General features: G+C 60.0%; 20 protein-coding genes. 8 read left to right on the top strand and 12 right to left on the bottom strand.

The annotated features are described in order from the left end of the window. Window positions 1-48 precede the first annotated feature (48 nt). A complete protein-coding gene (gene mqo, locus M5J06_RS04915; RefSeq protein WP_250224115.1) occupies window positions 49-1,551 on the bottom strand; it encodes a malate dehydrogenase (quinone) in 1,503 nt (500 codons plus the stop codon). 301 nt (window positions 1,552-1,852) lie between these two features. Between mqo and M5J06_RS04920 the strand changes: the two genes are divergently transcribed. The 6 genes from M5J06_RS04920 to M5J06_RS04945 all read left to right on the top strand — a co-directional run bounded on the left by M5J06_RS04920 (window position 1,853) and on the right by M5J06_RS04945 (window position 6,621). Further along, window positions 1,853-2,854: an alpha/beta hydrolase gene (locus M5J06_RS04920; RefSeq protein WP_250224116.1), complete on the top strand. Its 1,002-nt coding sequence runs from the start codon at window positions 1,853-1,855 to the stop codon at window positions 2,852-2,854. Between the two features lie 58 nt (window positions 2,855-2,912). Further along, complete coding sequence (gene mtr / locus M5J06_RS04925) at window positions 2,913-4,298, top strand: mycothione reductase (protein ID WP_250224117.1); 1,386 nt, start codon at window positions 2,913-2,915, stop codon at window positions 4,296-4,298. Window positions 4,299-4,638: 340 nt separating this feature from the next. Then, the gene (locus M5J06_RS04930; RefSeq protein WP_250224118.1) at window positions 4,639-5,058 is read left to right on the top strand and encodes a hypothetical protein; all 420 of its coding nucleotides are present in this window, start codon (window positions 4,639-4,641) and stop codon (window positions 5,056-5,058) included. 48 nt (window positions 5,059-5,106) lie between these two features. Then, complete coding sequence (locus tag M5J06_RS04935; RefSeq protein ID WP_070596907.1) at window positions 5,107-5,538, top strand: hypothetical protein; 432 nt, start codon at window positions 5,107-5,109, stop codon at window positions 5,536-5,538. Between the two features lie 247 nt (window positions 5,539-5,785). Next, window positions 5,786-6,139: a hypothetical protein gene (locus tag M5J06_RS04940; protein WP_239249777.1), complete on the top strand. Its 354-nt coding sequence runs from the start codon at window positions 5,786-5,788 to the stop codon at window positions 6,137-6,139. A 47-nt stretch (window positions 6,140-6,186) separates the two neighbouring features. Further along, the gene (locus M5J06_RS04945) at window positions 6,187-6,621 is read left to right on the top strand and encodes a hypothetical protein (protein WP_239249776.1); all 435 of its coding nucleotides are present in this window, start codon (window positions 6,187-6,189) and stop codon (window positions 6,619-6,621) included. 110 nt (window positions 6,622-6,731) lie between these two features. Here M5J06_RS04945 and map read toward each other — a convergent pair whose 3' ends face one another. The 5 genes from map to dxr all read right to left on the bottom strand — a co-directional run bounded on the left by map (window position 6,732) and on the right by dxr (window position 13,198). Next, window positions 6,732-7,601 (bottom strand): type I methionyl aminopeptidase, encoded by an 870-nt coding sequence (gene map / locus M5J06_RS04950; RefSeq protein WP_070527034.1) that lies wholly within the window; start codon window positions 7,599-7,601, stop codon window positions 6,732-6,734. 69 nt (window positions 7,602-7,670) lie between these two features. Beyond that, window positions 7,671-9,521 (bottom strand): penicillin-binding transpeptidase domain-containing protein, encoded by a 1,851-nt coding sequence (locus tag M5J06_RS04955; RefSeq protein WP_250224119.1) that lies wholly within the window; start codon window positions 9,519-9,521, stop codon window positions 7,671-7,673. A 58-nt stretch (window positions 9,522-9,579) separates the two neighbouring features. Beyond that, on the bottom strand, window positions 9,580-10,743 hold the full coding sequence (gene ispG / locus M5J06_RS04960) for a flavodoxin-dependent (E)-4-hydroxy-3-methylbut-2-enyl-diphosphate synthase (protein WP_070565576.1): 1,164 nt from the start codon (window positions 10,741-10,743) through the stop codon (window positions 9,580-9,582). 64 nt (window positions 10,744-10,807) lie between these two features. Next, the gene (locus M5J06_RS04965) at window positions 10,808-12,016 is read right to left on the bottom strand and encodes a M50 family metallopeptidase (RefSeq protein ID WP_250224120.1); all 1,209 of its coding nucleotides are present in this window, start codon (window positions 12,014-12,016) and stop codon (window positions 10,808-10,810) included. Window positions 12,017-12,031: 15 nt separating this feature from the next. Continuing rightward, window positions 12,032-13,198, bottom strand: a complete 1,167-nt coding sequence (gene dxr, locus M5J06_RS04970; RefSeq protein WP_250224121.1) for a 1-deoxy-D-xylulose-5-phosphate reductoisomerase — start codon at window positions 13,196-13,198, stop codon at window positions 12,032-12,034. A gap of 191 nt (window positions 13,199-13,389) precedes the next feature. Here dxr and M5J06_RS04975 point away from each other — a divergent pair, with 191 nt between their 5' ends. Continuing rightward, a complete protein-coding gene (locus tag M5J06_RS04975; RefSeq protein ID WP_070533158.1) occupies window positions 13,390-13,839 on the top strand; it encodes a DUF2631 domain-containing protein in 450 nt (149 codons plus the stop codon). 88 nt (window positions 13,840-13,927) lie between these two features. On the opposite strand, the gene M5J06_RS04980 is transcribed toward M5J06_RS04975, so the two are convergent. The 3 genes from M5J06_RS04980 to rlmN form a co-directional block, all read right to left on the bottom strand. Then, window positions 13,928-15,517, bottom strand: a complete 1,590-nt coding sequence (locus M5J06_RS04980) for an ABC transporter permease (RefSeq protein ID WP_250224122.1) — start codon at window positions 15,515-15,517, stop codon at window positions 13,928-13,930. Continuing rightward, window positions 15,514-16,335, bottom strand: coding sequence for an ABC transporter ATP-binding protein (locus M5J06_RS04985; protein ID WP_250224123.1), 822 nt, complete (start codon window positions 16,333-16,335; stop codon window positions 15,514-15,516). Before M5J06_RS04985 ends, M5J06_RS04980 begins: the two co-directional genes overlap by 4 nt. A 71-nt stretch (window positions 16,336-16,406) precedes the next feature. Next, window positions 16,407-17,513, bottom strand: coding sequence for a dual-specificity RNA methyltransferase RlmN (rlmN, locus tag M5J06_RS04990; RefSeq protein ID WP_070533381.1), 1,107 nt, complete (start codon window positions 17,511-17,513; stop codon window positions 16,407-16,409). Window positions 17,514-17,606: 93 nt separating this feature from the next. Between rlmN and M5J06_RS04995 the strand changes: the two genes are divergently transcribed. Continuing rightward, the gene (locus M5J06_RS04995) at window positions 17,607-18,011 is read left to right on the top strand and encodes a LapA family protein (RefSeq protein WP_070533161.1); all 405 of its coding nucleotides are present in this window, start codon (window positions 17,607-17,609) and stop codon (window positions 18,009-18,011) included. A gap of 2 nt (window positions 18,012-18,013) precedes the next feature. Here the strand turns inward: M5J06_RS04995 and M5J06_RS05000 are convergent, their stop codons facing one another. From M5J06_RS05000 to pyrH, 3 genes are all read right to left on the bottom strand, one after another. Further along, window positions 18,014-18,868: a phosphatidate cytidylyltransferase gene (locus M5J06_RS05000; protein ID WP_180952038.1), complete on the bottom strand. Its 855-nt coding sequence runs from the start codon at window positions 18,866-18,868 to the stop codon at window positions 18,014-18,016. Between the two features lie 127 nt (window positions 18,869-18,995). Then, on the bottom strand, window positions 18,996-19,553 hold the full coding sequence (gene frr, locus M5J06_RS05005) for a ribosome recycling factor (protein WP_070533163.1): 558 nt from the start codon (window positions 19,551-19,553) through the stop codon (window positions 18,996-18,998). A 70-nt stretch (window positions 19,554-19,623) separates the two neighbouring features. Next, the gene (pyrH, locus tag M5J06_RS05010; RefSeq protein ID WP_070533165.1) at window positions 19,624-20,361 is read right to left on the bottom strand and encodes a UMP kinase; all 738 of its coding nucleotides are present in this window, start codon (window positions 20,359-20,361) and stop codon (window positions 19,624-19,626) included. Window positions 20,362-20,540 lie beyond the last annotated feature (179 nt).

Below are 20,540 nucleotides of genomic sequence, written 5' to 3' on the forward strand. Positions count from 1 at the left end.
TACTGAGAATTACCTGCGAGGCAAGCACCTACGAGCCGAAAGGAGAAATTACTTGGACGCAAGCTGCAGGGTCTTCTGCGTGTACTCCCACATCTCGTTGTAGAGCTTCTTGTCCTTGGAGAGCTTGGTGCCGTAGGAAGGAATCATCTCCTGAATCTTATCGCCCCACTGGATCATGTGCTCACCGAAGCAGCGCTCCAGCAACTCCACCATGATGGCCGGGGTGATGGACGCTCCCGGGGAAGCGCCGAGCAGGCCGGCGATGTTGCCCTCAGGGTTATTAATGAGGGTGGTACCGAACTCCAAGGAACCGAACTGCGGTGCACCCGCCGGCTTAATCACCTGGACGCGCTGGCCGGCGATGACGGTCTCCCAATCTGCCGGGTCTGCGCTCGGTACGTACTCCTTCAGGGTCTCGACGCGCTTGTCGAAGTCCTTGAGGACCTCAGTAACCAGGTACTTGGTCAGGCCGAACTCCTGTGCCGCAACGCCCAGGTAAGAGGTGATGTTATCCGGACGAATGGACTTAAACAGGTCCAGGTAGGAGCCCTTCTTGAGGAACTTCGGGGACCAGCCACCGTACGGGCCAAACAGCAGGCCTTGCTCGCCATCAATGACGCGGGTATCCAGGTGCGGCACGGACATCGGCGGAGCGCCCACAGCAGCCTTGCCATAAACCTTGGCGTGGTGCTGCTTAATCAGATCCGGGTTCTTAGAACGCAGCCACAGACCGGAAACCGGGAAACCTGCGAAACCAGAAACCTCGCGGACCCCAGCCTTGCGCAGCAGGTCGAGCGCGTAGCCGCCTGCACCCACGAAGACGAACTTGGCGTGGACTGCCTCGTAGTCACCGGTGTGCAGATTCTTTGCCACCACGCGCCACTTGGAACCATCGCGCTTGATATCGACGACCTCGTGGCCGTAGCGGATCTCGGTACCCGCTGCCTTAGCCGCGGTGAAGAACTGCTTCGCCAGGGCACCAAAGTTGACGTCGGTACCAACTTCGGTCCAGGAAATAGCGACCTTCTGGGCGTTGAAGTCACGGCCCTGCGACATCAGAGGAAGCTTTTCCTGGAAGGTAGCGTCATCATCGCTGAACTGCATGTTCGGGAACATGTGGTTGTCCTTCAGCGCATCGAAGCGGCGCTTCAGGTAGTCAACCTGGATGGAACCCTGTGCAAAGGACACATGCGGAACTGGGTTGATGAAGGCCTTCGGGTCCGTCAGAATGCCGTTGTTGAGCTGGTGGGACCAGAACTGGCGCGAAACCTGGAACTTCTCATTAATGTTCATGGCCTTGGAAACATCAATGCGGCCGTTCTTCTCCGGGGTGTAGTTCAGCTCGCACAGTGCGGAGTGGCCGGTACCGGCGTTATTCCACGGGGAGGAGGACTCAAGCGCAGGGCCGTCCAAGCGCTCGAAGACCATCTGGGTCCAGCTGGGCTCGAGCTCACGCAGCATGGCGCCGAGGGTGGCGCTCATAATACCTGCACCAATGAGTGCGACCTCAACCTCGTCTACTACTTGGGCTGTCTTCTTATCGGAGGACACTGTACTTATTACCTCTTTAAGTCGATGTATTCGATGTGGTCAAATGCCCCGCACATGTGGGTGCACAGGGCGCGGTGAGAAAGCGCTCGACGATGCTAGGGTCCAAGCTGGCATACAGACCACCCCTGCGGAAGGTCCGTCAAGCATTAATTCCACTTTACGCCCCTTATTGCGAAATAGGCATTCCTGAAAAAATAAATGCCCGAATTCGAATTTGTTACCCCATTTGTGGTGCAGGGTGTTTCCCGTCAGCGCTCCGCTCTGCCGGACGCATCTGGCCGCGCAACCTATCATGAATTCCATGACGCATAACGAACTCGAATGGTCAGAAGACATCCTCGGCCCCGACTTCCAGGCCGCTCCACTCGAACTCGGCACCGACCCTGACGGCGAAGGCAATGTTTGCGCGACGCTCGTGCGCTACTGCCCCGGCGGCGACGCCTATGATGATCGCCCCGCCTTACTGTGGGTCCACGGGATGACGGACTATTTCTTCCATGACCACGTGGCACGGTATTTTTATGAGCTCGGCTATGCCTTCTACGCCCTCGATCTGCGCAAGTGCGGACGCTCTCGACGGGATGGTCAGACCTGGCACTACATCAGCGACTTGCAGTACTACGACGCTGATCTCAATGCAGCTCTCGATGCCATCCCCAACCAGCGTGTCATCATCATGGGCCACTCCACCGCCGGCACCATCACCGCGCTCTGGCTCGATCGCCTTCGCCGCCATGATCGCGAGCGTTTCGCCCGCATCGCTGGTGTCGTGTTCAACAGCCCCTGGCTAGCCATGATGGGAATACCGAATGGAACCTACGAGACGCTCAAGCACGTTATCTATGCCGGCGCTGCCATCGCCCCACGACTCGAAATACCCGCCGGTGACCTCACAACCTATGGGGAGTCGGTCCATTCCGGGGAACAGGGCGACTGGGACTTCGATCTTCGCCTGAAGCCGCTGGGCGGACACCCCAAGTTCCTGGGTTGGGTTGCAGCAGTCTTCCGCGGCTTCGACGCAATCCACTCCGGCCGCATCAACATTGGGCTCCCGCTGCTCACTATGACCTCTGGACGCTCCGAGCTCAACCGGCCATACAGCGAGTCCTCCAATACCGCCGATACTGTCGTTGATGTACGGCAAAGCCAGCGCTGGGCCAAGGAACTCAGTGCTCGCTACACGCTTCACGTTGTCAACAATGGGCGCCACGATCTCTTTCTCTCGCGTCCCGAGCCGCTACAAGACGCTCTCTCCGCCACGGCGGAATGGTTGAGCACAGTAGCACCACTTGAGACGGATTAACCTCCCGCGCCTCGCGCTCCTAAAAGCCTGCACGGTTTGCGGCTAGTCAACCTTTAGAATGATCGGCATGACTTCCGCACAGCACTTTGACCTCGTCATCATCGGCACAGGTTCGGGAAATTCAATCCCCTCTCCCGAGTTTGACGATAAATCCATCGCCATCATTGAGAAGGGAACCTTCGGCGGCACGTGCCTCAACGTAGGCTGCATCCCCACGAAGATGTACGTCTACGCCGCCGACGTTGCGCTCGCCGCGCGCGAGGCCACGCGCCTTGGGCTCAGCGCCCACGTGGATGCTGTGGATTGGGAGGGCATCGTCAAGCGCGTGTTCCACAACCGAATTGATCAGATTGCCCAGGGCGGCGAAGAGTACCGCCGTGGCGAGGAAACGCCCAATATTACAGTCTTTGATCAGCACGCACGGTTCATCGGACCGAAGACCCTGCAGGCGGGTGAGGACATCATCACCGGTGACAATATTGTCATCGCTACCGGTTCACGCCCCGTGCTACCCGAGCCATATGCCAGCACCACTGCCCCGGTTCACACCAATGAAGACATCATGCGGCTTGAGAAGCAGCCGCGCAGCCTCATAGTGGTAGGTGGCGGTTACATCGCCATGGAGTTTGCTCACGTCTTCGACGGCCTGGGGACCGACGTCACCGTGGTCAACCGCTCGGAGAAATTCCTCCGTTTCCTCGATGAGGACCTAAGCTCCCGCTTCAACGACCTCGCACGAAAGCGCTTCGACGTCCGCATCGGCACCGCCACTGCGCTCGATGAAACCGAAGACGGCGTACGCCTTACCTTGGACAGCGGGGACGTCGTGGAGGCAGATGCCATCCTCGTTGCCACCGGCCGCCAGCCCAACGGCAACCAGATGGATCTTTCTGCCAGCGGCATTGAAATGCATGAGGACGGTCGAATCAAGGTCGACGAGTTTGGCCGCACAACCTGCAAGGGTGTGTGGGCGCTCGGGGATGTTTCATCTCCATACATGCTCAAGCATGTGGCCAATGCGGAGCAACGAGCAGTGCAGCATAATCTGCTGCACCCGGATGATCTCCAGCCCATGCCCCACGAACACGTTCCCGCCGCCGTCTTTACGCACCCACAGATTGCGACGGTCGGCCTCACTGAGACGCAAGCCCGCGAGGAGGGCTACGACGTCACAGTAAAGGTGCAAAACTTTGGCGACGTTGCCTATGGCTGGGCCATGGAAGACTCAACGGGCATCTGCAAGCTCGTGGCCGACCGGGCGACCGGCAAGCTCCTCGGCGCCCACATCATGGGCCCACAGGCCTCCACCCTTATACAGCAACTGATCACCGCGATGAGCTACGACCTCGACATGCGCAATTTCGCCCGCTCTCAATATTGGATCCATCCGGCACTGCCAGAAGTAGTGGAAAACGCAGTTTTGGGACTAGAGTGGCTGGAGTGAAAGTTACATCGAAATGAGTGACGTTTTTCACATTGGCGTTGAACTAGTTTCACCATTCCCGCTGAACACCACTACAAGCACGTTTTAACGCCAGCAACATCTACCAGAAACCTTTACGAAACTCACCCATTCCGGGGGTAATAACAGGCAGGCGATAAAAGAACGCTCAAACTGACGTGCATTTTGCCTGACCGTTGGCTAGGTTAATTACGGACACCGGAACGAGCCGATACTCTCTACCGGCTCAGTGTGTTTTGGGGATACCAAACTAATCCCTATCCCTGTAAATCAAGACCTCCCAACCAGAGGCCTTGCACGTACGACACTAAGGACTTTTGATATGCGTATCCGCAATGCAGCCCTCGCCGGCGCTACTGCTCTCGCTGTTGCCTTCGGCGGCTCCACCGTCGCTTTCGCTGAGACCACTGAGCAGGGCGATAACACCGTCACCGTTGAGGACCAGAGCCAGTCTAATCAGAGCCAGTCTAATCAGAGCCAGTCTAATACCGCTCCGGGCGGCAAAGCCGACACCACCCCTGAGGATTACACGCCTTCCCTGTCCTCCAAGATTGGCAGCAAGGTTGAGGGCGACCAGGCAGCCGACGGCACTGCCATCTTCGGTTCCTCCAAGGACTTCTCCGGCCAGCCGGAGTGGGCAAAGATCCTCTACGGTCTAACCGTTGTTGCTGGCCTCGGCACTCTGCTCGGCACCATCATCGGCCCCGTACACAACTTCCTCGTACACGGCCCGTCCTTCTAAGCAACAGCCACACGGCTTCACCAAAACTTCCGAAAGGTAATTTTCACAATGCGTAACTTCCGCACTGCAGCCGTTGCAGCTGCTACCGCTGTCACCGTAGCTTTCGGCGGCACCGTCGTTGCCTCCGCAGAGACCGCGAACACCAACGAGGGCACCACCTCCTCGACCGAGAACACCAACGAGGGCTCCTCCAACGAGGGCTCCTCCAGCTCCTTTACCCAGCTGGGTAAGAAGTGGGGCGCATGGGAAGAGGGCGAGGACGGCAAGCCTGTCGTTAAACCTGAGAACAAGGTCACCGGCGAGGATATGTGGGGCACCGAGACCGACCCGAACATGCCGGAGTGGGCTTCCAAGTGGAAGAAGGGTGCTATCGCCCTGGGCGTCTCCTCCGTCATCGGCGCTATCATCGGTGCCTACAACTACGCTGTGTACAACAACATCATCCCGCAGCACGTGCTGGATCCGATTTTCCGCCGCTAATTAAGTTGCGGGTACGCTGACTTAGTTCAGCGCACTTTTCTAGCGCCCATCCTCTTGTCGTGAGGATGGGCGCTTTTGCATGCTTGGGCCCAATGCTGAGTAGCTGGGACGCTTTAAGCGGGATATGCGGGCATATTAATGATAGGAATTCCGTGAATCCCTCCAATGTTTACGCTAGAATCGCTCAAGTGACTTGGGGCATCCTATAGTTACTGCAGTTCCTACGATGTTTAAAAGGATTCACACTATGCGCATTCGCAAGGCCACCATTGCCGGTGCTACCGCTCTCGCTGTTGCATTCGGCGGCGCCACCGTTGCTTCCGCTGCAGAGGGCAGCAGCAACGACTCCGCAACCAACTCTTCCGCCACCGCTGGCGAGCAGCAGGGCAACCAGAAGGCAGGCGGCTCCTCCGAGCTGGGCAAGGCACTCGACGCCGACAAGGAAGCCAACGCCCAGAACATCTTCGGCCAGAAGTCTTCTATCTCCGGTGAGCCGAAGTGGGCACAGGCCCTCGCCGGCATCGGTATCGTCGCCACCATCATCACCATCGCTGGTGGTCTGGTTGGCCCGGCTCTGAACTACCTCAAGTACGGCATGTAGTTCTCCCCTTCCCCTTCTAACCCACTTTCTGAAAGGCTTTACTCAAGATGCGTAAATTCCGCACCGCCGCCGTTGCAGCTGCAACCGCCGTCACCGTCGCCTTCGCTGGCACCACCGTTGCTTCCGCCGCTGAGGCCGTTGAGGGCTCCGGCCTGACCGACCAGCAGGTTCAGGAGGAGCTCCAGAAGGATGCTACCTCTTCCGAGATGTCTTCCGCACTCTCTTCTGAGGGCGGCGGCTCCCTTTCCTCCAAGCTGGGCGGCGTAACCGACGGCAACATCACCGGTAATGGTGCTGACGCCTTCGGCTCCACCAAGAACCCGTCCCAGGTTCCGCAGTGGCTGGATCTCTGGCGTGGTGGCACCATCGCTATGGTCGCCGCTGCCGCTGTTTCCACCGCAGTTGCCGGCTACAACTACGCCGTGTACTCCGGCATGATTCCGGACTACGTTGGCCAGGCTTTGAAGAACGTTTCCTTCTAGTTAGCGCTCTTTACTGGCAGCACAAAGCCCTCCACCCCACCGTGTATTGCACGGGGAAGGTGGAGGGCTTGTTTCGTTTCGGCTATGTTTAAACGCTCGACGTTTAAACGCTAGGCCTCATCCGGCAGGGTGAGGATCTCGTTGCCGTCATCGGTGATGACGATGGTGTGCTCGAACTGGGCGGTGAACTTGCCATCGGTGTTCTGGACGGTCCAGCCGTTATCCCAGATCTCATAATCCAGGGAGCCCAGGTTGATCATCGGCTCGATGGTCAAGGTCATTCCGGGCTCGAGGATGTCGCGGTAGGTCATGGAATCGTAGTGCAGCACGACCAGCCCGTTGTGGAAGGTGGGGCCCACGCCGTGACCGGTAAAGTCAGTGACCACGTTGTAGCCAAAGCGGTGAGCGTAGGACTCAATGACGCGTCCGATAACGTTAATCTCACGGCCCGGTTTTGCGGCCTTAATGCCGCGCATCATCGCTTCCTTGGTGCGCTCGACCAACAGCTTGTGTTCTTCGGTGACGTTGCCAGCGAGGAACGTAGCGTTCGTATCGCCGTGGACACCATTCTTGAACGCAGTGACGTCGATATTGACGATGTCACCATCCTCAATCACCGTCGTGTCCGGAATGCCGTGGCAGACAATCTCGTTGAGGGAGACGCAGCAGGATTTCGGGAAACCCAGGTAGCCCAAAGTCGACGGGTACGCACCGTGATCACACATGTACTCGTGCGCCACGCGGTCAATCTCATCCGTGGTCACGCCAGGCGCCACTGCTTTTCCTGCCTCCTGGAGGGCATTCGCGGCAATCCGGGAGGCCTCACGCATGGCCTCAATAACCTCTGGTGTCTGCACGAATGGCTCGCCCTGGGCTTCCTGGACCGTGTCCTTCCACACGTACTCCGGGCGCTCAATGTCCTTCGGTACCTTGCGGATTGGAGTATCTTTTTCTTGCTTCAGCATCGCGCGCTTAGTCATAACTACTCATGGTAGCCCTCTTCCCCAGCGCCCGACAAAGGACATCACTGGCGCGCTAATGAGCGCACGCTACTGCTCTTGTGCGGGTGCAACCTCGCCGTGGCCTTCCGCGCGGAGGGCGTCGAGGCGCTGCAGGAAATTGTCCGTGATGTTGACGGAAATCGTCGATCCACCGCCCAGAACAACCAGAGTTGCGAAAGCGATATCGTCATCGCGGTAGCCGGTGAACCAGGCGTGCGAGCCGCCGTTGATCTCCGCCTCACCGGTCTTGCCGTAGACGGTGCCCTGCGCCTGCATCCCTGATGCCGTACCGCTTGCCACCACCTGGCGCATCATGTCCCGCACCTGAGTCAATGTTTCCTCGCTGGGCGCGGGGACCTTTTCGGACACCTTGGTCTCGCGTGACTCAATAAGCGTCGGCGTCGGGGTCCTGCCCGCCGCAACCGTCGAAGAGACAAGCGCCATGCCGAAGGGAGAGACAAGGTCGAGGCCCTGTCCATAACCGGATTCCGTGCGCTCGAGGGGCGTCTCGCCCTCGGGGATGGAACCGGTGAGCGTCGACAAGCCCGGCACCTCATAATCGATACCCAGCCCGTATTGCTTGCCCACATCGCGTAGTTCACCCTTCGGCAGATCCGTAGAGATCTGCGCAAAAGTGGTGTTACAGGATTGCGCAAAGGCTTGGCGCAGCGGCACCGAACCCAGGGAGAAGCCGTTGTAGTTGGTGACGGTGCGCCCGTACAGGTCCATGGTTCCGGGGCACGGCACGATGGAGTCTGGGGAAAGGCCCTGCTTGTCGACGCCCGCCGAGGCCGTAATGATCTTAAACACCGAGCCCGGTGGGAACTGACCTTGGAGGGCGATATCGCCCTTCTTATCTGCCTCCGGGGTTTGGGCCACGGCTAGAATCTCGCCGGTCGAAGGACGCATGGCCACGAGCATGGCCTCGTATTCAGCGTGCTGATTGACGGCTTCTTGCGCGGCACGCTGGACGTCATAGTCCAGTGATACCTTGATGGACGGAGCTGCCTCGGGTTCGTGGTGCTCGACGTCGGAAAGCGCGGCTCCGTGTTCGTTGACAACAGAAACGGACCATCCATTTGTTCCGTCGACCTCCTCGGAGACCATCGACCGCACCCGGGCGAGGATGTCCGGGGCCAAGCCAGTATCGCGCGTGATAAGCGCGGGTTCCTCGTTGAAGCGGATCCCTTTCTGGTTCTCCAGAACCGGGCGCAGCCGCGCTGCCTGAGTCTCGTTGAGCATGGTGACTGAGTAGGAACCATCGACCTCCTCGAGATTCTTGGCTAGCTCACCAGAGTCAATCTCCGGGATGGAATCATCCTCTTGATGAGCTTGGCTCAGCGCGCCGGATACTTTCGCGGCGACGGGGCGTGGGTCGTCTACGGCGTCGGTATCGACAACGAGGCGGTATTGCAAGCCCGGAGACATGAGTTCCACTCCATCGGAGGAGACCACGCCGGCGCGTTTCGGCGCTATTGAGCGCAATTCGAGGTGTTGGTGCGCACCGAGATCAGGGTGGATAATGCTGGGCTGCCAGCGCACCGTCCAGTCTTTCTCCTTGCGGGTCAAGGCCATGGACGTGTCATAGCGCAGGGAACGGTTGCGCGGCAGGGTCCACGTCACCGAATAGTGCGCAGTCGCCTTGGCTTCCTCCTGCTCAACGTCGGTCAATTCAACGTCGAGCCCCTCTGCTTGCAGGCCCGCGAAGGTTGCGTCGAGGGTGTTCGTGGCTGTCGTGCCATCATCGACAAGCTGCGCCAAGTCCTTGTTATTGCGGGTTTCCATGTCTTCCAGGAATTGCTCAGCGACTGGACGTGCGGACACCGGCTTGGGGGTGCATCCCACCAATGACGACGCCGCAATACCTGCCGCACCGAGCAGCGCCACGAACCTCTTCATGCTTGGGCAGCGTAGCAGCCTGGGGCGGCTAGACGGCCGCCCCACACCGCGGGGTGGGTTACTTGGTAACGCGGACCTCAGCCTTGGCGCCCTCCACGGCTTCCAGGCCCTGCTCTTCTGCCAGGCGCATTGCCTCTTCGATGAGCGTTTCCACGATCTTGGATTCGGGAACGGTCTTGATGACCTCACCCTTGACAAAGATCTGGCCCTTGCCGTTACCGGAGGCCACGCCAAGATCGGCGTCGCGGGCCTCGCCCGGACCGTTCACCACGCAGCCCATGACGGCCACGCGCAGCGGGAACTCCATGCCGTCGAGGCCTTCGGTGACCTCGTTAGCCAGCTTGTAGACGTCCACCTGTGCGCGACCACAGGACGGGCAGGAAACAATCTCGAGCTTGCGCGGGCGCAGGTTGAGGGACTGCAGGATCTGGTCACCGACCTTGATCTCCTCGACCGGATCCGCCGACAAGGACACGCGGATGGTGTCACCGATGCCCTCGGCGAGCAGGGCGCCGAAAGCCACGGAAGACTTGATGGTGCCCTGGAATGCCGGGCCGGCCTCGGTGACGCCGAGGTGCAGCGGGTAGTCGCACTGAGCGGCGAGCTGGCGGTAGGCCTCCACCATGACGACGGGGTCGTTGTGCTTGACGGAAATGGCGATATCGCCGTAGCCGTGCTCCTCGAAGAGGCCGGCCTCCCACAACGCAGACTCGACGAGAGCCTCCGGGGTGGCCTTGCCGTACTTCTCCATGATGCGCTTATCCAGGGAGCCCGCGTTGACGCCGATGCGAATCGGGATACCGGCATCGCCGGCGGCCTTCGCCACCTCTTTAACGCGGCCATCAAATTCCTTGATGTTGCCCGGGTTGACGCGCACCGCAGCGCAGCCGGCATCGATGGCGGCAAAGATGTACTTGGGTTGGAAGTGGATATCTGCGATCACCGGGATCGGGGACTTCTGCGCAATCGCCGGCAAAGCCTCCGCATCAACCGTCTTCGGGCAGGCAACGCGAACGATGTCGCAGCCGCTCGCGGTCAGCTGTGCAATCTGCTGAAGGGTGGCGTTGACGTCGTGCGTCTTCGTCGTGGTCATCGACTGCACTGAAATCGGGTGTTCAGAGCCCACGCCCACCTGGCCAACCATGAGCTGACGCGTCTTGCGGCGCGGCGCCAGGGTGGGAGGCGGGCCGTCGGGGATTCCAAGACCAATAGGGGTCGACATGTGTGCTCCTTGCTAATTGGGTTTTAACGCCCCTACTCTAGCACCGCGCACCGCAGGTGGATCACTAGCCAAACAGCCGAATTGGGTTAACCACGTCCGCAATCATGATGAGAGCACCCACCGCCATGAGGAGGAAAGCCAGCACATAGGTCACCGGCATGAGCTTGGTGTAATCCGCGGGCCCCTTCGGGTCCTTGCCCATGAGGCGGCGCAGGGCGTCGCGGATTTTCTCATAAATAATGACGGCGATATGGCCGCCATCGAACGGCGGGAGTGGGATGAGGTTAAACAGCGCGAGGAAGAAGTTGAGGGTGGCCAGCATCATGAAGAAGGATGACCACAGGCTCCGCTCGACCAACTCGCCGCCCACCCGGGAGGCTCCCACCACAGACATTGGTCCGTTAGCATCGCGCTCCTGCCCAAAGATGGAGGCCACCACGCCCGGGATCTTGGCTGGGAATTGCGCGATTCCTTGGACCGTGGCGTTGAGCGCATAGCCCGAGTAGCGGGCGGTCGCCGGGAAGGCGTCGACGAAGGAGTAGGTCTCCCTGATATCGATAATCTGGTTGCTCATACCGATGGCACCGACCTTCACCAATTGCCCCTCGGCATTGAGCCGAGTCACTGTAGCAAGTGTGATGTCGAAGTCACGCGGCTCGCCATCGCGTTCGACTTTGAGGGTGACAGTGTCACCGGGGTAGCTCATGACGGTATCGCGAAGCTGCGCAAAGGAGTCCATGGTCTCGCCGTTCAGCGCGAGAATGATGTCCCCAGGTTCCACGCCCGCCTCACCAGCAGGGCCTACACCCTGGCACGGTTCGAGTTCGCCATCGGCCTTCTGATTCGCCGCGCAGGACACCTCGCCAACGCGCGGGCGCACATCCGCGTCTGGGTTGGGCAAGCCCGTCGTCATGGCGATGATCAGCAGGATAATAAATCCTAAAAGCAGGTTGACGGTGATGCCGCCGGCCAGCACGATGATGCGCTGCCACGCCGGTTTGGTGTACATGGCATAGGGCTTTTCCTCTTCCGTGAGGAACTCATCCTGCGCCGTCATGCCTGCGATATCGCAGAAACCACCCACCGGGAAGGCAGCGAGGCCATACTCGGTGTGTCCACGCGTAAAGGACGCAACGCGCGGACCGAAGCCGATGAAATAGCGGCGCACACGCATGCCGAAGGCACGAGCGCTAAACATGTGACCGGCCTCGTGCAGGGCAACGGTGATGCCGATCCCCAAGGCGAAGAGAACTATGCCGAGGACATTTGCCATAGATCGTAGGGCTTTCTAACGAGCGAGCGAATCCACCATCGCGTTGGCGCGACGGCGGGCCTCGCCTTCCACGGCGAGGACATCATCGACGCTAGAGGGTACACCAGCGAACTGCGCGGCCTGATCCACGACGTGGCTGACAACGTCAACAATTTCCGGGAAGTGAATGCGCCCCGCCAAGAAGGCCGCGGCCGCCTCCTCGTTGGCAGCGTTGTACACGGCAGCGTGGGTACCTCCGGCGGCGGCAACCTCGCGCGCCAGGCGAACGGCCGGGAAGGCCTCATCATCCAGCGGCTCGAAATGCCAGTCATGCGCGGTGGAAAAATCCAATGCCGGCTGGGCACCCGGTACGCGGCGCGGCCAATCCAATGCGAGGGAGATCGGCAGCTTCATCGACGGTGGCGAGCACTGCGCGATGGTGCAGCCGTCAGTGAACGTTGCCATCGAGTGAACGATGGACTGGGGGTGGACGGTGACCTCGATGCGCTCTGGGGAGACGTCGAAAAGCAGCGTGGCCTCAATGAGCTCCAGGCCCTTGTTGACCAGCGTGGCGGAATTCAGGGTGTTCATCTGCCCCATCGACCACGTTGGGTGCTGGGCAGCCTGCTGCGGGGTGACATCCCACATCTCCTCGCGGGTCCAGCCTCGGAAGGGACCACCGGAGGCGGTGAGGACGAGGTGATCAAGCTCCGCATCACTGCCCGCGCGCAAGCATTGCGCCATAGCAGAATGCTCGGAATCCACCGGAATAATCTGGCCCTCCCCCGCCAGGCGGGTCACGATGGAGCCACCGGCGACGAGGGATTCCTTATTCGCTAGCGCTAGAAGCTCGCCTTTTTCCAAAGTCGCAACCGTGGAGGCTAGGCCCATTGAACCGACGAGCGCGTTGAGGACCTTATCCGCATCGATGGCCCGGGCCAGCTGCTCTGCGGAATCTGGGCCGGAGAGCACGGTGCCGCCGAGGGCCTCGGAGACGGTCCGTGCCGCATCGGGCTTGGCGACGGCCACGTGGTCAAACGAAAGGTTGAGGGCACGAGCCTGCTCGATAATGAGCTGCGGGTTGGAGCCGCCGGCGGCAATGCCTACGACTGTGAACTTATCCGGGTTATCCGCGATAACGTCCAGAGCCTGGGTGCCGATCGAGCCAGTAGAGCCGAGAATAAGAATGCGTTGGGTACTCACCCTCTCAACCCTAGCCGGTCAACCCTAGTCGGAGTCCTGTGCGCTCCGATAGCGATAAGCGGGGGTGTTTAATCGCGGTTGCCGGCAGGATCATTTAAACTACTACACAGAATAACTGGCATTTTCGTGCGCTCGCCTCACGCAACTAGTTCTAACCAGGGCGGGCCGCATGTACACGCAAAGGAGAGCAAGTGTCTTCCCACAAGCCGGCATCGCAGGTTTTCGACGGCGTATCCACCGATGACGTCCCGTCCGCAGGTTTCGGTTGGTCCCGCATCAGCCGCTCGGGCGTACAGATCGCCGGCTGGACGTCCGTCGCGTTCCTGCTTGCTTATAACTTTGGTAACCACAAGGGCCACGTAGAGACGGTCTGGCTTATCGCCTTGGCAGTCCTCATCGCCCTCGGCTTGGTCATTTACGCTCTGCAGCCGAAGCTCTCCCAGGTACGCACCTTGACTGCCCGCAACAAGCCGGTGGGCCACGAGGAGCCGGACTGGGCATACGAGCAGAAGACCGTTGGCAACGTCTACGCTTCCCTGACCGATGACGAGCTACGTGCCCTCAACATTGAGCCCTCCCGCGTCGCTCACCTCCGCGGCGTGTCCGACGGCCGCCACGCTGCCAAGCCGGTGGCTAACTAAAGCCTCTTCGCTTTAAACACAGCTCCCTTCCCGCAGTTCATGAATGAACTGCACATGGAAGGGAGCTTTTGTACTATCTGCTCAACCCCTAGCTCACGTAACGGTTTACCGTGGCGTAAATCTCCGGGGTTCGCTCCTGCGCCCTCTTTCCGGCGAAGCGCCAGACAGCGGCGTAGACAAGTGACGGAACCAGCAGAGAAACTATCACAGCGGCATACAGCAGCCAGCCGCCGCGCTCATAGCTGAGGGCAGAAACCACGATGCCGGGAAGCGCGGGCACCCACACCAGCATCATGCCGACGAACGCCGTGAAGAAAGCGCCAGCGGAATAGCCGGATTTGTCATTCCACCGGTTCTGTCCCGGGGCTGACAAGGGATAAGGGTTGAGCACGGTCAGTCCCAAGCCCACCGCCGCCGTGGAAATGAACACGCCTAGAGCCACAGCTGTGCACAACATGCCCAAGGTGAAGTTGTCGCTAAAGACAAGAACCACTACAGCAAGCAGCACAAACCCGATCAAGGGAATAGTGACGTGTGCGAGGTGGCGCGCATGAAGGATGGTACGCGGAGCAACCGGCGCCACCATGTGGACCCAATTCGACGGCCCATCGAAGCCATAATCATTAGCCAAGAGCGAAGAGAGCACGATCGCGCTGAAGCACAGCATGAAATATGCGGTGAAATCATCGCCCTTCCACAACTGATATAGGGTCAGCACGCCAAACAAAGGCATCGTGTAGAGCATGCCGGTTTGCCGCTTATCGCGGGTGAGATAACGCAGTGCGCGAGAGTATTCCATCGCCGCCGGGCTGGAATAAGACCAAGCGCCCAACTCCAACTTGGACACACCCTTGCCCGTCACTTCGCTGGCTACGTCACCGCCTGTTCCGGGGTTGCGCATGAGGCCGCCTATCTGACGGGACCATGCCCATACCAGCAGGACAAGGCTGCCCACCGCGATCAGTAGTTGGGATAGGGCGGTGATGAGGTGGCCGTCGGCAAGCGCGAGCGCCCACCCCACCCCGGCACCCAACGGGGTCCAGGCCATGATGGTGCCCACCGAATCGAGCGGAGGCAAGGACTCGAGGACGCTCTGTGCCTGCAGCATGCCAAAGACCAGCAGGCCCATAACCACCATCGCCGCAATTTGGGTGCGCGACTTTTGGGAATCCGCGATAGCGGAAGCCACTTGGCCAAGACATTCGCCAACGATGATGGTCGTCGCGCACGACAGCACCATGCCCACGACGAAGGGCACCGCAGCCCACCCGGTTCCTGTCAGGATGAGGAAAATGCTGCCGATGATCGCATACACCAGGGAAAAGACGACCGACATGATGGCGCGGGTGGTCAGCAGACCGGAGAAGAACAAGCCCGGAAGGACCTCACGGGGAGTCAGAGGAAGGGCTCCCAGAGTTGTCGGGCTCAATTGATTCTCCCCCGCCGGCATAAAGAGAGCGAGGAGTATGTAAATGAGCATGCCGCCCGCCACGCCGACGGTCAGTGCTTGGTAGCCGTGTCCGGGCGTGGTGATATCTGCATACACCATGGCTGCGATGGAAAAGAGGCCGATTGCTCCGTAGATCAGCATCATGAGCCCCATCATGAGCGTCGCCGGATTGGAAGAAACGCTTCGCCACCACAGAGTGCGATGAAGGCTGAACAGAGTGGATGTCATTCAGCCTCACCTGCCGCTGGCGAGCGCAGCCACCCAAACTTCGAGGCATCCAGGTCCCGCCCGCCGACGGCCGCGATAAACAGGTCGCTCAAGCTTTGGCCTTGACGGACATCGTCGACGTGGCCCGCGGTGATGACTTGGCCGCCGTTGATGATGGCGACGTGGTCGCACAGCCCCTCGACGAGCTCCATGACGTGCGAGGACAAAATAACCGTGCCGCCGCGGGAGGCATAGGCGCGCAGCATCTGCTGGATGAGGCGCCCGGAGACCGGATCCACGGTTTCCAGAGGCTCGTCAAGGATAAGCACCTCCGGGTTGTGCAGGACGGCCCCGGCCAGGAGAATCTTTTTGGTCATGCCGGCGGAATAGTCCGCGATGCGTTTATCGGCGGCCTCGGAGAGGGAGAGGGCGTCGAGAAGCTCCTGCGCACGGCGCAGCGACTCGGAGCGCTCCAACTTGTGAAGGGCGCCGAGGTAGTGAAGGTATTCAGCGCCAGTGAGACGGTCAAAGACCGGCGCCCCATCCATGAGCAGCCCCATGGCCTGTTTGGCGGGGATGGGCTCCTCCCACACGTTGTGGCCGGCGATGAAGCTGTGGCCGGCATCAGGGCGCTGGAGGCCACACGCCATGGTCAGCATCGTGGTTTTGCCCGCGCCATTCGGCCCCACTATCCCGTAGATGGATCCGCGCGGTACATCCAGGTTGAGGCTGTTGACGGCAATCTGAGAACCAAAAGACTTGCGCAGATCGCGCACCGCTAAAGCTTGGGTGCGTGGATCTGCCGCTAAGTCCTCGCGATAAGGATGAGTCATAAGCATTAACGGTATCAAGAACCATTAATGCTTTCTCCTCCGGCGAAACTATTGTTAGGAAACTGTAAGCAGAGCTCTTAAGCGCTCTCACGCTCGTCGGCGGCGAGCTGGCCACAGGCCGCAGCAATTTCATCGCCCTTGGTATCGCGCACGGTGCACGGCACGCCCTGCGCGATGACGCGGCGAACGAACTCGTCCTGGCGCGCCTTCGGGGCAGCATCCCACTCCGAGCCCGGCGTGGGGTTCAGCGGGATCACATTGACGTGAACCTTGGAGCCCAGAGCCGCATGCAGCTTCCGGCCCAACATGTCAGCGCGGAAATCCTGATCATTCTTATCGCGGATCAGCGCGTACTCGATGGAGACGCGGCGGCCAGACTTGTCGGCGTAGTACTTAGCGGCATCGAGGACCTCCTCAACCGGCCAGCGGTTGTTGACCGGCACGAGGGTATCGCGCAGCTCATCGTCCGGGGTGTGCAAGGAGACGGCGAGGGTGCAGGACAAGTCCTCATCCGCGAGCTTGCGGATGGCCGGAGCCAAGCCGACCGTCGACACCGTGACATTGCGCTGGGAAAGGCCGAAACCGGTGAGGTCAGCGCCGGTAATCTGGCGCACCGCGTGAACCACGCGCTTGTAGTTAGCCAACGGCTCACCCATGCCCATGAAAACAACGTTGCTTAGGCGCCCGCCCTCCTCTTCCATGAGGCGGGCAGCGTGCCTAAACTGCTCCACGATTTCCGCGGTGGACAGGTTGCGGTCCAACCCGCCCTGGCCGGTGGCGCAGAACGGGCAGGCCATGCCGCAGCCAGCCTGGGAGGAGATACACAATGTTGCGCGCCCTGGGTAGCGCATGAGCACGGATTCCAGCAAAGTGCCGTCGTGCAAACGCCACAGGGACTTGGTGGTTTCCCCATCATCGGTAGAGGTCTGACGAATGGGCTCCATGAGCGTGGGGAACAAACGCTCCTGCACCGCCTCGCGGGAGGCGGCCGGGATATCCGTCATCTCAGAGACATCGGCGGTGTGGTGGACGTAGTAGTGCTTGGCCAGCTGCTTTGCCCGGAACTTGGGCAGGCCAAGTTCCGCGAGCGCCTCAATGCGCTCGGCCTCGGTCAGGTCCGCGAAGTGCTTCGGGGGTAGCCCGCGCCGCGGAGCGGAGAAATTCAGTTTCAGTGGTTCAGCCATGATAGAGCCCATTTTCCACGTTTTCGGCCACATTATCCAATCTAAGTTCTGCTGGAGTGGCGAAAGTGACATCTCAACCTATTTAATGGATGCATGACGAATCCAGAAAACTCCCCTGAGGAATTCCGCACCAGCACTCCGGCCGAGGAGCCGTTGACCGATTACTCTGCGGAAGCCCCCGCCACCGAAAGCTCCGTAGAGCCGGTTCCGACTACTTCGGACTATGAGGAGAAGAATGATGGCAAGGTGAAGGGCTCCTTCGCTGCCAGCACGTGGATCGCCCTCATCGTGGGCTTCCTGTTGCTCATCGTCCTCATTATCTTCATCCTGCAGAACCAGCACCAGGTACCGCTGAACTTCCTTAACTGGTCCGTTCAGTTCCCGGCTGGCGTCACCTACCTCATTTGCGCTATTTCTGGCGCACTCATCATGGCCCTGGTAGGCGGCTGGCGCATGTTCGAGCTGCGCCGACAGGTGCGTAAGCAGGCTCGCCGCTAAATCTAAGGTGCAAGGGTGGTGAGAAAGCTCATCGCCACCCAGGTCACCATCGCAGAGGGCAGCATGCCGTCCAAGCGATCCATGATGCCGCCGTGCCCCGGCAGCAGGGCAGACATATCTTTGATTCCCAGTTCGCGCTTGAACTGGGATTCCACTAAGTCACCGAGAGTGGCGCAGAAAACCAGTCCTAGTCCCATGAGCGCGCCCACCCACGGCTTGTGGTGAAGAAGGAATGCGAAAGATAGCGCACCGGTAAGGGTGCCGAAAACGACAGAGCCGGCAAATCCTTCCCATGATTTTTTGGGGCTTACAGCCGGTGCCATGGGGTGCGAGCCAAACATCACGCCGGCGATGAAACCACCGGTATCTGAGGCGACCACGCAGAGCATAAACACGACAATCGACGCCGCCCCCGAAGCAAACGGCGTCTCCACCCGCGAAAGCATCGCGGCAAACGTGCCAAAGAGGGGTATCCAGGTCAGCACGAAGATGCCCATCGACATATCACGGAGATAGTTAATTGGCGGACGGTGCCTGCCGTTGTGGAAGAGGCGCCCGAACATGAGCGCCAGAACCGCAACCACATATACCGCAACGAGGCCCGGGGCGTTGAGGAACCACGAGACCCACACCATGGCTTGGCCAAGAACGATTAGCAGGGTGCGCGGGACATAGTAGGAGTGCTCCCGCAACCGGGTGAGAACCTCCCACATGCCCAAGCCCACTGCGGTGGCGACGACGAGATACCACACCAAGGGCCCGGCCCACACCGCAAAAACGACGAGCGCGCCCAAGCCGACGCCGACGGCAATCGCCGCGGGCATGTCTCGGCCCGCGGAATTCTTGGGTTTCGGCATCCGGCTCGGGTGCTCAGTGCTCACGCATGCTCCTCAGGTAGTCGTGGGTGCTTAAGCTCTACACAGAAAAGACCGCCGTGCTGGTCGGTGCCTGGCGCGGCGGCAAGTCAAAGCTCGTGTGTGGAGGCTAAACCTCCATGAGCTCCTCTTCCTTATTGGCGACGAGCTTATCCACCTGCTCGATGTAGCCGGAAGTAATCTTTTCCATTTCCTTCTCTGCAGCGATGACCTCGTCCTCGCCAGCATCGCCGTCCTTCTGCAGCTTCTTCAGCTGCTCCATGGCACGGCGGCGGATGTTACGGATAGCAATCTTGCCGTCCTCACCCTTGCTCTTAGCCAGCTTGACCATCTCACGGCGGCGTTCCTCAGTCAGCTGCGGAATAGTAACGCGCAGCACCTGACCATCATTGGTCGGGTTCACACCGAGATCCGAGTTGCGGATTGCGTTCTCAATCTCATTCATCACGGACTGCTCATAAGGCTTGATGAGCAGCATGCGCGGCTCAGGAACCGAGATGGTTGCCATCTGGGTAATCGGGGTCGGCACACCGTAGTACTCAGCGACCAAGCCGTTAAACATGGCTGGGTTGGCGCGGCCGGTACGGATGGTGATCAGCTGCTCGCGGGCGTGCTCCACCGAGGCGGTCATGTGCTCTTCAGCTTCGAGCTGAATCTCGTCGATCATGAGGGTTACAACTCCCTTGAAATAGTCAAAAGTACTGGGAAAGAATGTAGCAGGTCGCGGCCCGTTTGTACTAAGACTGGACCAGCGTGCCGATCTTCTCGCCGTTCACGGCGCGCTTGATATTGCCCTCGGTGAGGAGGTTGAAGACCAGAATCGGCATATTATTATCCATGCACAGGCTGAACGCCGTAGCATCAGCCACCTTGAGGTTCTTCTCGATGACCTCGCGCGGGGTGATCTCGGAGTAGAGCTCCGCGTCCGGATTCGTGCGCGGGTCAGCGGAATAGACGCCGTCGACAGCCTTGGCTAGGAAGAGGACTTCTGCACCAATCTCCAGCGCGCGCTGCGCTGCGGTGGTGTCGGTGGAGAAGTACGGCATGCCCATGCCGGCGCCGAAGATAACCACACGCCCCTTTTCTAGGTGGCGGTCGGCGCGCAGCGGCAGATACGGCTCCGCAATCTGTGCCATGTTGATGGACGTCTGCACGCGGCAGTCGATGCCCTGCTGCTTGAGGAAGTCCTGCAGCGCCAGGGAGTTCATGACTGTACCCAGCATGCCCATGTAGTCGGAGCGAGCGCGATCCATACCTCGCTGGGACAGCTCCGCTCCGCGGAAGAAGTTACCGCCACCGATAACGACGGCAATCTCAGTTCCTTGTTCGGCTACCTCGGCGATTTGGCGGGCGACGTTTTCTACAACATCAGGATCGATGCCGACCTTGCCACCGCCGAACATCTCACCGCCCAGCTTCAGCATGACTCGCTTGTATCCGGTTCGCTTCGGTTCAGGGTTAGTCACGGTCTTCATCGTCTCCTTCACGCATGGCGACGCTTCAGTTAAGCGCACGAATAATTCCGTTCCATCTTAACCATAGGAAGCCGCTCTTATATATTCAGCTGCGCACAACCCCCACCCTAAGGGGCGGCAGAAAACAGCAAACTCCCTCCCCGCTTCTTCCCCACCGGCCAGGCGGCCACAGGGATGAA

Origin of the sequence: Corynebacterium intestinale, assembly GCF_023574125.1 — a bacterium.
Lineage (GTDB): Bacteria > Actinomycetota > Actinomycetes > Mycobacteriales > Mycobacteriaceae > Corynebacterium > Corynebacterium hesseae.